This window comes from Acidicapsa borealis (assembly GCF_059115245.1).
The window spans coordinates 4,583,365-4,595,993 of sequence record NZ_JCACNY010000001.1 but is presented as its reverse complement, the minus strand read 5'-3'; the positions used below and the strand labels follow the sequence as shown (position 1 = coordinate 4,595,993).

The 12,629-nt window shown below is 54.6% G+C and carries 16 protein-coding genes; 5 read left to right on the top strand and 11 right to left on the bottom strand.

What is annotated here, in order from left to right; translation table 11 throughout:
* Positions 1-26: 26 nt before the first annotated feature.
* From AC5S27_RS18875 to AC5S27_RS18865, 3 genes are all read right to left on the bottom strand, one after another.
* The gene (locus tag AC5S27_RS18875) at positions 27-611 is read right to left on the bottom strand and encodes a Crp/Fnr family transcriptional regulator (RefSeq protein WP_493936107.1); all 585 of its coding nucleotides are present in this window, start codon (positions 609-611) and stop codon (positions 27-29) included.
* A gap of 110 nt (positions 612-721) precedes the next feature.
* Positions 722-1,183 carry a DUF6130 family protein gene (locus AC5S27_RS18870; protein ID WP_493936106.1) on the bottom strand — a complete coding sequence of 154 codons (462 nt, stop codon included), beginning with the start codon at positions 1,181-1,183 and terminating at the stop codon, positions 722-724.
* A 79-nt stretch (positions 1,184-1,262) separates the two neighbouring features.
* Complete coding sequence (locus tag AC5S27_RS18865; protein WP_493936105.1) at positions 1,263-1,568, bottom strand: XapX domain-containing protein; 306 nt, start codon at positions 1,566-1,568, stop codon at positions 1,263-1,265.
* Between the two features lie 643 nt (positions 1,569-2,211).
* On the opposite strand from AC5S27_RS18865, the gene AC5S27_RS18860 reads away from it, so the two are divergent.
* Both AC5S27_RS18860 and AC5S27_RS18855 read left to right on the top strand, forming a co-directional pair.
* Positions 2,212-2,727 (top strand): pyridoxamine 5'-phosphate oxidase family protein, encoded by a 516-nt coding sequence (locus AC5S27_RS18860; RefSeq protein ID WP_493936104.1) that lies wholly within the window; start codon positions 2,212-2,214, stop codon positions 2,725-2,727.
* A 47-nt stretch (positions 2,728-2,774) separates the two neighbouring features.
* Positions 2,775-3,242 carry a nuclear transport factor 2 family protein gene (locus AC5S27_RS18855; protein ID WP_493937336.1) on the top strand — a complete coding sequence of 156 codons (468 nt, stop codon included), beginning with the start codon at positions 2,775-2,777 and terminating at the stop codon, positions 3,240-3,242.
* Between the two features lie 29 nt (positions 3,243-3,271).
* Here AC5S27_RS18855 and AC5S27_RS18850 read toward each other — a convergent pair whose 3' ends face one another.
* Positions 3,272-5,026 carry an MOSC domain-containing protein gene (locus AC5S27_RS18850; RefSeq protein WP_493936103.1) on the bottom strand — a complete coding sequence of 585 codons (1,755 nt, stop codon included), beginning with the start codon at positions 5,024-5,026 and terminating at the stop codon, positions 3,272-3,274.
* A 314-nt stretch (positions 5,027-5,340) separates the two neighbouring features.
* On the opposite strand from AC5S27_RS18850, the gene AC5S27_RS18845 reads away from it, so the two are divergent.
* From AC5S27_RS18845 to AC5S27_RS18835, 3 genes are all read left to right on the top strand, one after another.
* Positions 5,341-5,829: a twin-arginine translocation signal domain-containing protein gene (locus AC5S27_RS18845; RefSeq protein WP_493936102.1), complete on the top strand. Its 489-nt coding sequence runs from the start codon at positions 5,341-5,343 to the stop codon at positions 5,827-5,829.
* Between the two features lie 21 nt (positions 5,830-5,850).
* Positions 5,851-6,153, top strand: a complete 303-nt coding sequence (locus AC5S27_RS18840) for a cysteine hydrolase family protein (RefSeq protein ID WP_493936101.1) — start codon at positions 5,851-5,853, stop codon at positions 6,151-6,153.
* Between the two features lie 480 nt (positions 6,154-6,633).
* Complete coding sequence (locus AC5S27_RS18835) at positions 6,634-7,287, top strand: alpha/beta hydrolase (protein ID WP_493936100.1); 654 nt, start codon at positions 6,634-6,636, stop codon at positions 7,285-7,287.
* Between the two features lie 147 nt (positions 7,288-7,434).
* Here AC5S27_RS18835 and AC5S27_RS18830 read toward each other — a convergent pair whose 3' ends face one another.
* The 7 genes from AC5S27_RS18830 to AC5S27_RS18800 form a co-directional block, all read right to left on the bottom strand.
* On the bottom strand, positions 7,435-7,797 hold the full coding sequence (locus AC5S27_RS18830; protein ID WP_493937335.1) for a cytochrome P460 family protein: 363 nt from the start codon (positions 7,795-7,797) through the stop codon (positions 7,435-7,437).
* A gap of 137 nt (positions 7,798-7,934) precedes the next feature.
* On the bottom strand, positions 7,935-8,891 hold the full coding sequence (locus AC5S27_RS18825) for a heme-binding domain-containing protein (protein WP_493936099.1): 957 nt from the start codon (positions 8,889-8,891) through the stop codon (positions 7,935-7,937).
* Positions 8,892-8,942: 51 nt separating this feature from the next.
* Positions 8,943-9,680: a HoxN/HupN/NixA family nickel/cobalt transporter gene (locus AC5S27_RS18820; RefSeq protein WP_493936098.1), complete on the bottom strand. Its 738-nt coding sequence runs from the start codon at positions 9,678-9,680 to the stop codon at positions 8,943-8,945.
* A gap of 447 nt (positions 9,681-10,127) precedes the next feature.
* The gene (locus AC5S27_RS18815) at positions 10,128-10,469 is read right to left on the bottom strand and encodes a hypothetical protein (RefSeq protein WP_493936097.1); all 342 of its coding nucleotides are present in this window, start codon (positions 10,467-10,469) and stop codon (positions 10,128-10,130) included.
* Positions 10,466-11,110, bottom strand: a complete 645-nt coding sequence (locus tag AC5S27_RS18810) for a nitrile hydratase subunit alpha (protein ID WP_493936096.1) — start codon at positions 11,108-11,110, stop codon at positions 10,466-10,468. The genes AC5S27_RS18815 and AC5S27_RS18810 overlap by 4 nt, the downstream gene beginning before the upstream one ends.
* Positions 11,091-11,453, bottom strand: a complete 363-nt coding sequence (locus tag AC5S27_RS18805; RefSeq protein WP_493936095.1) for an SH3-like domain-containing protein — start codon at positions 11,451-11,453, stop codon at positions 11,091-11,093. Before AC5S27_RS18805 ends, AC5S27_RS18810 begins: the two co-directional genes overlap by 20 nt.
* Before the next feature lie 181 nt (positions 11,454-11,634).
* A complete protein-coding gene (locus AC5S27_RS18800) occupies positions 11,635-12,324 on the bottom strand; it encodes an RNA polymerase sigma factor (RefSeq protein ID WP_493936094.1) in 690 nt (229 codons plus the stop codon).
* Between the last annotated feature and the right edge of the window lie 305 nt (positions 12,325-12,629).

Sequence of the window (12,629 nt, the reverse complement as noted above, 5' to 3'; positions counted from 1 at the left end):
GGTCATTGCAGATGACGATCGGGATCTCATCGAGATTGATCGCGAAACGATCCAGGAGGGCTTGAGAGATCGTATCGATGTCCAGATCGACAAACGTGTGTGGATGGCCCTGCCTTCCCAGGAACTCGCAATCGCACCGTATCTGTGGAGTGTCGCGATCCGATGATGATGACGTTGCCAAGTTGTTTCATGACCAGCATGAGTCTGCGGAGCAGGAAGGCCCGCATGAGGATTTCGCCGAGTTGTGCGTCGCGGGCAGCGAGGGCGCGCAGATTCTCGGGCGAGATCTCAAGCACATCGCCGGCGTGCTTCACGCGCGCGAGCACGACAGCTCTCTGTCCGCCAATCATGCCGGCCTCGCCTGTAAACATCCGAGGAGATAGGACCGTAACCAGTCGATCGCCGTCCGGCTCGGTCTGCAGTATTTCGACGCTGGCTGACAGCAGGATGAAAAGAGGGATCGCGAGATCGCCGGGGCGATACAGGGCGTCCCCGGCTTCCACGGTTCGGAGCTGCGCGAATTGTTTCGCACGATTCAACTCCGCCTCGGTCAGGAGCGGATATGTCTCAGTTTCCGGGTTCAGACGGCTAAGGTTTGGCGAAGATAACATGTCGGTCTACCCGGAGAGGATTGTGTGTGGGCTGCAGAGCTATGAGTTCAACACCGATGCCTCCGGGGCCTCCAGTTAGCGGTAAGTGGCAATCCTGGAATGAACGATGTTCATTTTGTGGGTGCCGCTGGATGATCGACATCCGGCACGATGAACTTGACCGTTTGACTGGTGATGACTTTGTGAGTAGGGTCGGCGAGTTCAATGAGCACGCTGTGTGGACCAGCCACGAGGCCAACGAGAATGATGGTTTCGCCACTGGCATCAACAAAATGCCATGGTGCGTCATCAACAGTGATATGGATGTGACCGATCCGAGGGGATACGGTCAGGGCGCCTTTGCCGAAGACAGGAACCACCCGCAAGTTCTCAGTCCTGTACTGGATGAAGACGCGGCCTTGAGCGAGCGGCTCAGGGAGGGGCGGATCGACGATGAGGCGAGCTGGAGGCTCGTTCTCGATGGCGAGCAGCGGTGAAGGGCCGCGAATGTCCTTTGCGCTCTGGGCTGATGCAACGATGGCGAGCATGGAGGCAAAGCTGATCGTGGCCAGGATCATGGGTGGTGCGTGCATGGTGACTCCTTTCTTCTCGTTGCACAGAACTTCCCTTGAGCGTCGATGTTATTTTGACTCCCCGCCGGTTTCCGCCGGTTCATCTTACTCGGTGGGCAGGCTCAGAGTGCTCTTGCATTGCTTGTGTTCGCGAAGGGCTGTCCACCTTGGCCGCTACCAGACCCGATTGTTCTGCGCAGGCGCCTGACGGTCCCCCGCATAAGTGGGCTGTGGTTGCAGGTTTGCCCCGGCTATTGAGAATTGAGTTAGTTGCCGAATATCCGATCGTCATGGCGAGAACCAGAAGCGCACCCGGAATAACGGGCGGGCTCGGAACGGGAATGTCAAAGTAGCGACAGCCCACTCCGACGACCAGACTGACGATGATGCCGATGAAGAGCTTCATAGATTCACTCCCAGAAAGTCCAGCCACCGAACGAGAGGTACAGTTGCGCTCGCATGGGTGTGTTCTTGGCTGCTGCAGATTCGCTGATTTTGACTGCTCACATCTGGCGCCACTCTAGCGGTGGTGAAGGCGGAGAGCAATCATGTGATTCCATTAGTTGTGACTGAACCTGCTGAGAAACTGAGGGACGCTTCCTGTATGCTGCGCAAATCGATGCAAGATCTGGGATGCAGGAAGCTGATACAACTCAAAGAAAGGTGTGATGGGCATATCGAGCAATAGCGGCTATTGTGGTTGGTTAGGGAAAGTCTGTCATGTGCCGCAGAGTTTCTCGATAAGCCCATCCTTACAAACGGGATCTTTCGGACGCAGAAATGCATCAGTTGGATATGGGCCGTTCGTCCCGGAGACTCGCGGTGAGGAGATTGCTTCACGCACTGAAGAGTGATTCGGGCGCGGAGTCTGGCCGGTCCCGGCGGCGAAGCAGTGATCCTGACTGGCCCGTCAGCAACATTGGCAAGAATGAGGCGTTATGAGCTTTGGGTCTCTTGTATTCACACCGCTGGTGAAAAAGTTGCAGGAACGGTACGGAAGCCGGCAGCAGTATGAACGCATGAGCCGGTCCAGCGCTTCGCGTGACCGGTTGACGGAATTCGAGATCGACTTCCTGGGCGAGCGCGACAGCTTCTACTGGGCGACGATCGGTTCTACGGGGTGGCCTTATGTTCAGCACCGCGGCGGTCCTAGGGGCTTTCTGAAGGTCATTGACGATCACACCCTTGCACTCGCGGATTTTCGCGGGAACAAGCAATTTATCAGTACCGGGAATCTGCTCAGTGACAACCGCATTGCCATGATTCTTATTGATTATCCTCGCCAGGCACGGTTGAAAATACTTGGGCGAGTTGACGTGCTGGAGGGTGACAAAGCCGAGCCCTGGCTGCCCCGTGTTCGAATGCCGGGATACAAGGCCGTCATTGAGAGAGTTTTCTTGATCCATGTTGAGGCCTATGACTGGAACTGCCCGCAACACATTACGCCTCGCTATACGGCAGAGGAAATTCGTGAAGCCATGCAGGCAACGGAAGACCACGTACGTGCTTTGGAACTTGAAAATGCGGAGCTCCGCAAGGAGATCCAACAACTACGCGGAAAGTAACGATGCCGGGCAACGCATCAAGCCTATCGAAGAAGGGGATTACAGCGATGACACCACGACCACCAGTACCTCCATTCACTCTAGAATCGGCAATCCAAAAGGTTCGTCTGGCTGAAGACGCTTGGAACACTCGCGACCCTGCGAAGATTTGCCTCGCCTACACACTGGAATCACGCTGGCGCAATCGTGCTGAGTTTGTGAATGGCCGGGAGCAGATTATCGCTTTCCTCACTCGCAAATGGATCCGAGAGCTGGACTATCGACTGATTAAGGAACTATGGGCTTTCCATGAGAATCGGATCGCGGTGCGATTCGCCTATGAGTATCACGATGATTCCGGGAATTGGTTTCGGGCGTATGGAAACGAGAATTGGGAGTTTGATGAAGAGGGGTACATGTATGCCAGGTACGCAAGCATCAATGAACTACCTATCGTTGAAGCTGATCGTAAGTTTCATTGGCCGTTAGGCAGGCGGCCTGACGGTCATCCGGAATTGAGTGCGCTCGGCCTTTAGCTCTGGATTGCTTCTGATGATGGACGTAGTCAGAGATCTAATTGGATGTCTGACAAAGGGGCGGAACAACAGATCAGGATGTTGTCCGCGGAGGGACGGTCGAGAGGTTCCGGCGCGTAGCTTATTCTTCCGTCGATCAGGCCAGACTCGCATGTGTGACAGACGCCCACTCTGCACGACCATCGCACGGGGACATCACAGGCCTCCGCCAGTTCGAGCAGGCTGCTCCATCGAGAATCCCACGGCACAGTCAGACCGCTGCGGGTGAAGGAGACACTTGGTCCTTTGCCCAAGGGTGCAGCGGGGAGGTGCGGTGCCTTTTGCGGTGAGGCGGCAATTCCCGGCGTGATCGAAGTTTCAGAGCCGAAGGCTTCTGAGCGAATACGTGAGTTCGGGATGCCCCATGCTGTTAGGCCCTGGACCATTTCCTTGAGGAATGCCGGAGGTCCACAAACGTAGAAAGTGGCGTTCTGCGGAACGCTGAGCTGCCGCAAAACGTCGACATTCAGACGACCGGAAATATCGAAGTTCTCCCCCTGTCGATCCTGCATTCCGGGCTTGCTGTACGCAATGTGCGAACGACTTTGGGGAAGACGGTTGAGCAGGCCTTCTACTTCAGCGGCGAAGGGATGTTCAAGGCTATTGCGCGTTCCGTAGAACCACCAGACCTCCCGAGTTTGTTTTGCAGCATCATCTGCGAGGGAGTGAAGCATAGAGAGTACGGGCGTCACTCCGATGCCCGCGCTTAGCAGCACTACCGGATCGCTACCAGCGCCAAGGGTGAAGCTGCCCCGTGGTGCGCTGACCTGCAACACATCGCCAATTTGAACATCATCGTGGAAGTAGCGGCTGCCTGGGCCCAAGGCTCTCTTCACGCTAACGCGATAGGTTCCCTCGGACTGGGGACCGGAGATCGAATAACTTCGCACCAGTGGGCTTGAGGTTCCTTGTGGTCTAGTCTTTAAGACAAGGAATTGGCCGGGCAAGGGGGCGGGCAGTGCAGAGTGATCGATCGCCTCCAGGACGAGTGAACGCACATCCACGCTCTCATCGGCCACTGCTTTCACAAGCGCTGGCCGAAAGCCGCTCCAAGCGGGTGGTGGCGCTGGAGACGGAGTGAGCCCGGCATTGCCATCATTTCCGTCGGCGGCTAATAGTGCTTGAAGGGAGCCTTGCCAGCCTGGACTTAGCGCAGGAATTTGCAGGGCACGTTTGAGTTGGTCTCGAGGATGGCCGGGAAGATACAGCAGCGCGTCCACCTCGGCAACTGAGATGCGCTCCGGCCCTTCCGCTTCCTTTGTAATTTCATCTCCCGCACCGATCTCGCCCTCCTCGATCACCCGAAAGTAGAAGCCCGGCCTCCGGTGCGAAACGAGCAGAGAAGGCATCTGCGGATGATTCATCCGTATGCCCACCCGATAGCATGTGACTCTTGGCTGCGTAACCTCGAAGAGGGCGCTGCCAATGCGATAGCGGTCTCCAATGCAGACTTCATTGTCCGCCAGGCCGTCCACTGTCAAATTTTCGCCGAAGCAGCCGTATTCCAAATCATTTCGCTTGAGAAGATTCTCCCAATATCGATAGGAGTCGAGTTGGTACACCATGACCGCTCGATACACGCCTCCGTGCCCTGCGAGATCCCCTTGACCATCCCCATCGATATTGAGTTTGCGCACGCGCAGCCGGCCGGTGACAGGAGACTTCCAGATAGCGGTGCGGACGATTCTGCCTTCCCACTCCACGTCTCTTGGCAGGCCTACGTTGACGGAGACAAGTGAACTCATATGAGCAACCCTCCTCATATTCGATTAGATTCAGCAGCGTAGAAATGATTGCGGATCGTATCGCCGGCCAGTCTACATCATCCTGGCTATGACCGGTCTTCGTGGGCATTCATCTTGCATGCTTTCTGCCCACGTACTGCGTCTTCGATACGACACTACATCCAGTTATAGGTATCTTGGCGGATATATGGAGCTAATGGAAGTACATGATAGGCGAGTCACTCAGGCCGGGATAGGATCACGTTGTTGATGTGATACATGGATCGATAAACCGCGCCTTGTGTGACATGGGCGCGAGGATCGGATGGAGTGATATGGAAAGCCACGACTTAGTTCGTACTTCTCGCAGACGATTTCTCACGGCTGCAAGCGCGTCTGCGGCAACCGCTTTATTCGCTGCTGATATGACTGCGAAGGCATCGGAGAAAGTGAAGATGGAAACCGAGCCGCAAGAGGCAACTTCCTCTTTCAAGGTCGATAAAGCAGATACCGCTGTGGTGGTCATTGACCCACAGAATGACGTGTTGAGTGAAAAAGGCCTTGCGTGGCCGCTGCTGCATGAAAGCCTCAAGGAGATCAACACCATTGAAAATATTGAGCACATCTTCAAGGCTGCGAAGGGATTTGGATTTGAAGTCTTCATCTCTCCGCATTATTTCTTTCCCGAAGACAAGGGCTGGAAATTCAACGGACCGCTCGAAGCAGACGAAGCTAACTCAGGGCTGTTCGGTCGCAAGGGAAGGCTGAGTCTGGACGGACTCAAGGGCTCTGGCGCGGACTGGCTGGAACGTTTCAAGCCCTAAATCGAGGATGGAAAAACGATCGTGGCTTCACCGCATCGCGTGTGGGGTCCTGAGACAAATGACCTTGTGTTGCAATTGCGTAAGCGAAGGATTAGCAAGGTAATTCTTGGCGGTATGCTGGCAAACATGTGCGTTGAATCTCATCTGCGTGAGCTGCTGGAGCAGGGTTTCGAAGTAGCCGTGGTGAAAGATGCGACCGCAGCACCAAAGCATCCAGTGTGGGGATACGGCTATACTGCGGCACTTATCAACTACGCCTATCTTGCCCATGCAGTAGCGACGACCGCTGACACAGTCAAGGCGATGGATCGGGGCTACCTCTAGAAGAACGCGAGATGCCTGTCTGGTGGTTTCGAATCGTCGACGGAGTCTCCGGACGCTTGGGTAGACGTATGGATCGCCATCGGTGCCACCTGCATTCCGCGAATGACCGGAAGTCCTGTGTGACAACTTCGGGAGGAGATACGCCAATATGACACTGCTCCGTTATCTTACGACTGCGTTTGTCGACTTTTTCGGCATTACGAAGCCTTCTGCGAGAGATCGGGATCAGGCTACACGCTATATTGCTTTTTTACTCATCTCTGTATTGGTTTTGGCCGCGGCAATTATGCTTATCATTCTCCGTTTCAACCACGGCTGAGATATCTTCCGTGACTCGCAAGCAAATGAACGTAAAACGAGCCTGGGGATCGTAACAGAAGTCTCTCGTGTACATGTGACCCATGGCAGGATAAGTTCACCCTCGCGGCTCGAGTGACATAACTCGAAATGTGAACTGCAGGTTGTCGAAGGAGGTACCACGTGATTGTCGACCCACACCGCAATCAACTGGTCTCAAGGCTTGGTGTGCCGTTATCTAAAGCTGAAGGTGTGATCATCCTCCTGCACGGACGCCATGGCTCGACGGAAGATCTATTCTCAGTTGGTGAGGCACTGGGAGGCCCGAACTTTTCTTATCTGGCTCCCAATGCGGCTGATCATTCCTGGTATCCGTACTCTTTTCTCGCTCCGTTGGAGCAGAACGAACCCTATCTTTCTTCAGCGATCAGGAAGATTGAGGCAACAACCCAACTTGCCCTGGCTGCAGGAATTCCATCCTCACAGATTGCGATCGTCGGCTTCTCCCAGGGTGCATGCCTGGCTACTGAATTCGTTGCTAGAAATCCACGCAGGTACGCAGGACTCGTTGCATTTTCTGGTGGTCTTATTGGGCCTCCCAACGCCGCGTTGATTCATCCTGGCTGCTTATCAGGGACGCCAGCATTCTTTGGTTGGGGTGAGCCAGATCCACATGTCCCATGGCAGAGAGTGCAGCGTTCAGCAGACGTTCTGGCGCTTATGGGAGCCGATGTGGATGTGCGCCGCTATCCGGGGATAGGTCACACCATAAGCGCCGCCGAGATTGAAGCAGCGCGTGAACATACTGGGTTTCTTCTTGCGCAACGTCAGAGATAATGTCTTGTCTCATGTCAGGTTGAACTTGCTGACGAAGCTGCCAGTTGGGATGCTCCTCGCTCCACCTCATTATTCACGATAGAGCGATCTATCGAACTGCTGAAGTTGTCAGGGATTCAAGTGATGGCTATGCGTTTGCTCGCACCATCAAGGCATGGGAGACATCCTTTGCGATAAGAGAAACGCGCTCCGGTCATTCGGTGCTGGAAGTTCGGATGAGGCTGTTGGCGTTGCTGATTGTCCTTCAAAGCGTTCATAGCTATACGACGTACTGGCGGCTACGCCTCGGACCTCGACAAATTCGACTGATATCACTGATCCGGGTATCTTCGCACCAAACCATCGCGGATCCTCTTTTTGTCTCCACGTGACGAAAGAAATGACGGACCCTGGAGGATATATGGGTGGAGCATCCCTTCTTGCGTTCGCAATCGCTACTTCGTTTCCGTAGAGTGTCGACATGCTGCCCGCCCGCGGATCGACCCATGAGGTGATTACGTGTTCATTCATGGGCTGCCATGGAAAGTGCCCTTTGGGCGCCGCCTCGGTATCGGTCCTAGCAATCGTTCGAGGATTCTGATGTGTACAACCGAAGACGGTCATCGCGATCAGAATGGAGGCTGCGTGGATCGCTCTCATGATGAACCTCATTCGGGCCGGGCAATTGGGATCGTGTACACATAGTCGGTGTTGCGAAGCGGCGTATGGCAGTCGACGCACTCATGTGTGAACCCGGCGTCCTTCCCATAAGGCTTGAGCTCTTCGCCGACCCATTCAGCAAAGCCCCAATTCTTTGTCGACGCGTATTTGTGGCTGTCGCGGATCATAAACGCTATGTGATCAAGTCTGCCGGCGTGGGCAATTCCGTTGGCGTCAAATTGTTTGTTCCATGCGAGCTTGACCAGGATGGTCCCGTCCGGCCATGGTTTGATGTGATTGGTTGCAATAGCTTCGATCGCCACAGGGTTCCCAAGCACCTGCCGGATGGTGTTGTTGTCTGGCCTGTCGGTACTGCTGATTGCTTTCCAATCTCTGTACTCAGGTCGAAAGTGAATGCCATTCAAAGCAGGAAGCACTGGTCCCGTCCGGATGATTCGCTTTGCTCCCAAGGGATGGCCGCCGTCCTCCGTAACCTCCACCGTTGGGTTCACAGTTGTGCGCAGGGCAGTTGACTGCAGGAAGTCGCGAAGGATAGTCAGTTGGGCGTCCGTGATAGCTGCTTGTGGGTGGAGAGCCTTGTATGTGCTTCGCGGCATTGCTCCCAACTGAATCTGATTGAGAGCGTGGATAAGGATGCCCTGCTGAGCAGCGATTGGCAGGGAACCCACCTCTGAAAAGTTGAGATGTTTCCTTGCTCGCTTCACATCCTCTGCCACCAGCCATTGTGCTGGGACAATTTTGTCAAACCAGGCAAGCCTGGTTTCGTTGGAATGACAGTCATAACAGCCTTGGCGGAGGATTTGCCGGATCTCTGGAGGAGCCTGGATCTCCGAGCGAACGCCTGGACTGGTCAAGGGCGTCCGAATGAATTGAATTGCAGTAGTCAACAGGAGTCCAACGACTGCCGCTCGAATTACCACGTTTCGAATATTCAATGGTCGCATCGTTGGATTCCCCGCACTGAAACTTAACTTCATCTAAACGCGCGGTCTCTACTAGGCTTCTTCGCGTGACGCAGTGCCGACATTTGATTCCATTGATGGGCTAAGACGCACAGGACCCTCTTTACCGGTAGTTAGATCGAAACGAGACCAGATGCGGATGGCCAGCACGGTCGCGAATAATGCGAGGCCCACCGGCAGTGCAACTTTGCCTAAATCCACTCCAGATAATTCCGCACCACCTAGGCCGAAGGCGAAAATCACCACGAGAAATCCGAGGAGGCGCGAAGCTGCTGCAGCACGTTTTCGCCCCAGTGTGGCGAGGTGCTGCATTCGTGCAGCCATGAGTCCATCGATACCGTCGACCAACACCATGCCGGCGGAGAACACTGCCCCGAGCACCCAAGCATTGGTCTGCCCAGCAAGAATCAAAGCGGAGAGTTGTGAGGACGTTTCGAATCCCGCGGCAAGCAACATGCCGAGGAGTAGGGGCTGGGCAACAATCGGTCTTGATGGTTGCGCCGCTGCTGTTTGCGGCTGTACCAGGCGAAAGAGATTGATGGCTCCAATCAGGATCAGCACCCAGGGGCCGGCGAATGCAAAGCGTGCAGCAATGAGGTGACCGACCCCTACCGCCAGCAGTACTACGACCAAGCCATGCCCGAGTGCAAAGAAGACTCCGTTGGTTGCGCGCGGACGGATTCGGGTCAGCCCGTCGATGGCAGCAAGGTGATCGGGGTCGGTTCCATGTCTCATGCCTAAGGCAAGGCCGACAATCAAGAGTGCGCTCAAAGCATGGCTCCTGCAGAGAGTTCGACCGCGAGGGCACAATGGGACGTGCGAAAGGGATAGAACTCATGTTTGGTGAACTCCGAAGGGAGCGGGAGGAGCGAACCTGCATCCAGGCTTTGAGAAGCCCACTCGAGAATGGCTTCGTACTGAGAAGTATCTCGAATATTTCCCAACCAGATGGTTCGATCGCCGCTCGAAATATTCATTACATTCGATAAATCGCACGGCCCGAGGCATCCGCTGATCGTCAGCTGGATATTCTTGAGTAACCCCCGCCGTCGCCACTCTGACTTTAGCCAGTCGACAGGTACATCGGGCTTGCCCTTGTTCACGTCACCGCAGCAACAGCCTCGGCACATGACCACGTGCCCCAGCACCATCCTCTTTGTGGTAAGCCCATGGTCGATGTTCATTTGTAGATGCCTTTCGCGGTCTGTGAGGCTGTTCTCATTTGCATTCTGTAGTGTCGGCGTATCGAGCTGCTACTTCGTCCATCTTCAGGGCCAATTCTTCGGGCGTCAGGATGCCCTTTTGGAAGAGGATGTTTGCAAATGTGACGGCCCATCGCTCGTAGTACGTGAGCTTATTGATGATCTCGCTCCCGAGCGCTTCAATGCCGCGACGCTTCTCCTCAGTGTTGATGATCTTGTGGAAGTCAAGCACGTCTGCGAGAGCGTGGCAGCGTTTCTCCCAAGGCTCGAGCACATGTTCCACGCGAACGATGGGACCTGCATCAAGTCCGCCCAATTCCGTAGGTAGCTGTTGGATCAGATCAGCGGTCTGTGTCATTGTGTCTTCTCCGTTTCTGCCGGGCCTCCAACTTTAATGACGCCGATCATCGCGTCCCGGGTAACAAGAGCAGCGAGTTGCTCTTCTGTAAAATCCTCAGTGTTGGCAGGGCGCTGAGGAAGCACAAGATACCGGAGGAATGCAGTCGAGTCGCTTACCCGGATCTCTACATCTTCCGGGATGAAGGTGCCAAACTCGGCGAGAACCGATCGCGGCTCCTTTACGGCGCGTGCTCGATAGGGTTTCAGCTTGTACCAGTCCGGAGGCAAGCCTAAGACTGGTCTCGGGTAGCACGAACATAAAGTGCAGACGACCAAATTGTGCACGTGATCTGTGTTCTCAAGCACAATGAGACCTGTGTCGTCATAGAACGAAATGCCTAACTCCTCGCACGCCTTTCGTCCGTCCGCGAGCAACCGAGACCGGAAATCCTCATCTACCCATGCGCGTGCTACCAGCTTGGCGCCGAGGGCCGGTGTACGTGAATCTAAAACTTCGATCTGCCGTCGAATTTCGCCTGGACCGATCAGCTTCTTCTCAATCAGTAATTCCCGGAGCGCTATTTCCATCTGTTCGTAATAGCCAGGAACTACTTCACCGAGATCCGGCGCAGGCGTGTGGTCATGCGTATGAAGGCTCATCTTCATTTCTCCTTTCCAGCCAGGTCTCGAAAACTTCAATGCGCAACCCATCTTTCGGCGAACCTTCGTAGTTCGGCCACAGTTCTTTCATTCCGATGGAAAGGCGGTAGTAGTGGCGCTTGTTGCCTGCATTTCTGCCGAAGCCCTCTTCTTCGTTGTTCAGCGCTTTGGGCTCGATCACGCTCTCAACAGTCCCATTCATGCCGCGGATGTAGTTCGGTACGCGAAAATGGCCAATGGGAGAGCGACGCAGGATTCTCACTTTGTCGCCTGCAGCAAATAGGGGATATTCTCCGCCTGCCTGCACCACGCCCATCAAAATTGTTGACTCTTTTTCAGTCATCGACTCATCTCCTGGTTGATATCAAGCGAATGCGACGTTGTGTTCGGTCCATCTCAAGCTTTCATCCTGTTAAGCCATGGATTTAAGCGGTTGAACGCTGACTGCCATGGAACATTGGGCGAGGAAACTTAACAACCCGAATCTAGTGACAGAAGTGAGTCTGGTCTATCACGTGTTTCCATTAAGCACTCTCAACTCTTCCGATTCTTTGAACACGCAGATTGGAAGGAGCCGCAGTATGGTTGTTGGAATGTATCCGCATTGTCTTGATCAGGGACCCTCGGACTTTGTCTCTAGCCCTCAACAGTCGCGACTTGGCTGCAGGTACGGAAATGCCCAGTTGTGTTGCAAGCTCCCTTAACGATAAGTCGCGTGCCAGCTGGAGTTCGAGTGGTAGACGCAAAGTTGCCGATAACCGCTTCACTGCGCGATGCAGTTGAAGATCTCTTTCAGCACGATGCATACAGTGCTCAGGATCGGGAGCGTGATCTGGTACTTGTAAGTTCGCATAGGAGTCTGATTCGCAATCCTGGTCAATCGACACTTCGAGTCGATTGCTGGACTTGCGTCGCATCATCAGAGCAGAGTTGATAGCAATCCGGGTAAGCCAGGTCGAGAACTTTGATCTGCCGTCAAATCCGCTGAGATGGATGAGTGCCTTCATCGCGGCGTCCTGAAGCACATCCTCCGCGTCCTCCCGGTTACCGGTGATTCGCATTATTGTGCGAAAGACATTCCGTGCGTGGAGGCTATAGAGCTCTGCATACGCTGCGCTGTCTCCGTTCTTTGCCAGCAAGATCAGCACCTGCTCTGCTTGAAGAGCAGCCGGCATACTGTCTCCATCCACTTCATGACTGTTCGCAATGATCATAGCCTTTACTCCTGCCAGTGATTTCGACCGCACTACTCGGTATTGCCTGTCTGTTGACTACGCTGTATGCTCGCTCGTCCGTACTTGCCGCTGGAGTTATGAGCCGCAGCGAGCCGTCGCCCGCCATTCGCACACCCACGCAACAGGTAGGCTTGCAGCAGAAAAAGCATTATGCTCAGGAGGTCCACCATCGCGCATCCTTCCATTTCCAGAGTGCTTATGGGTGCGATCACCCAGTAAGAGTGTGGCCTGTCTGTCTGATACCAGACAGAGCTCGGTGATTAGAGCTACGCAAGACCGGTAGC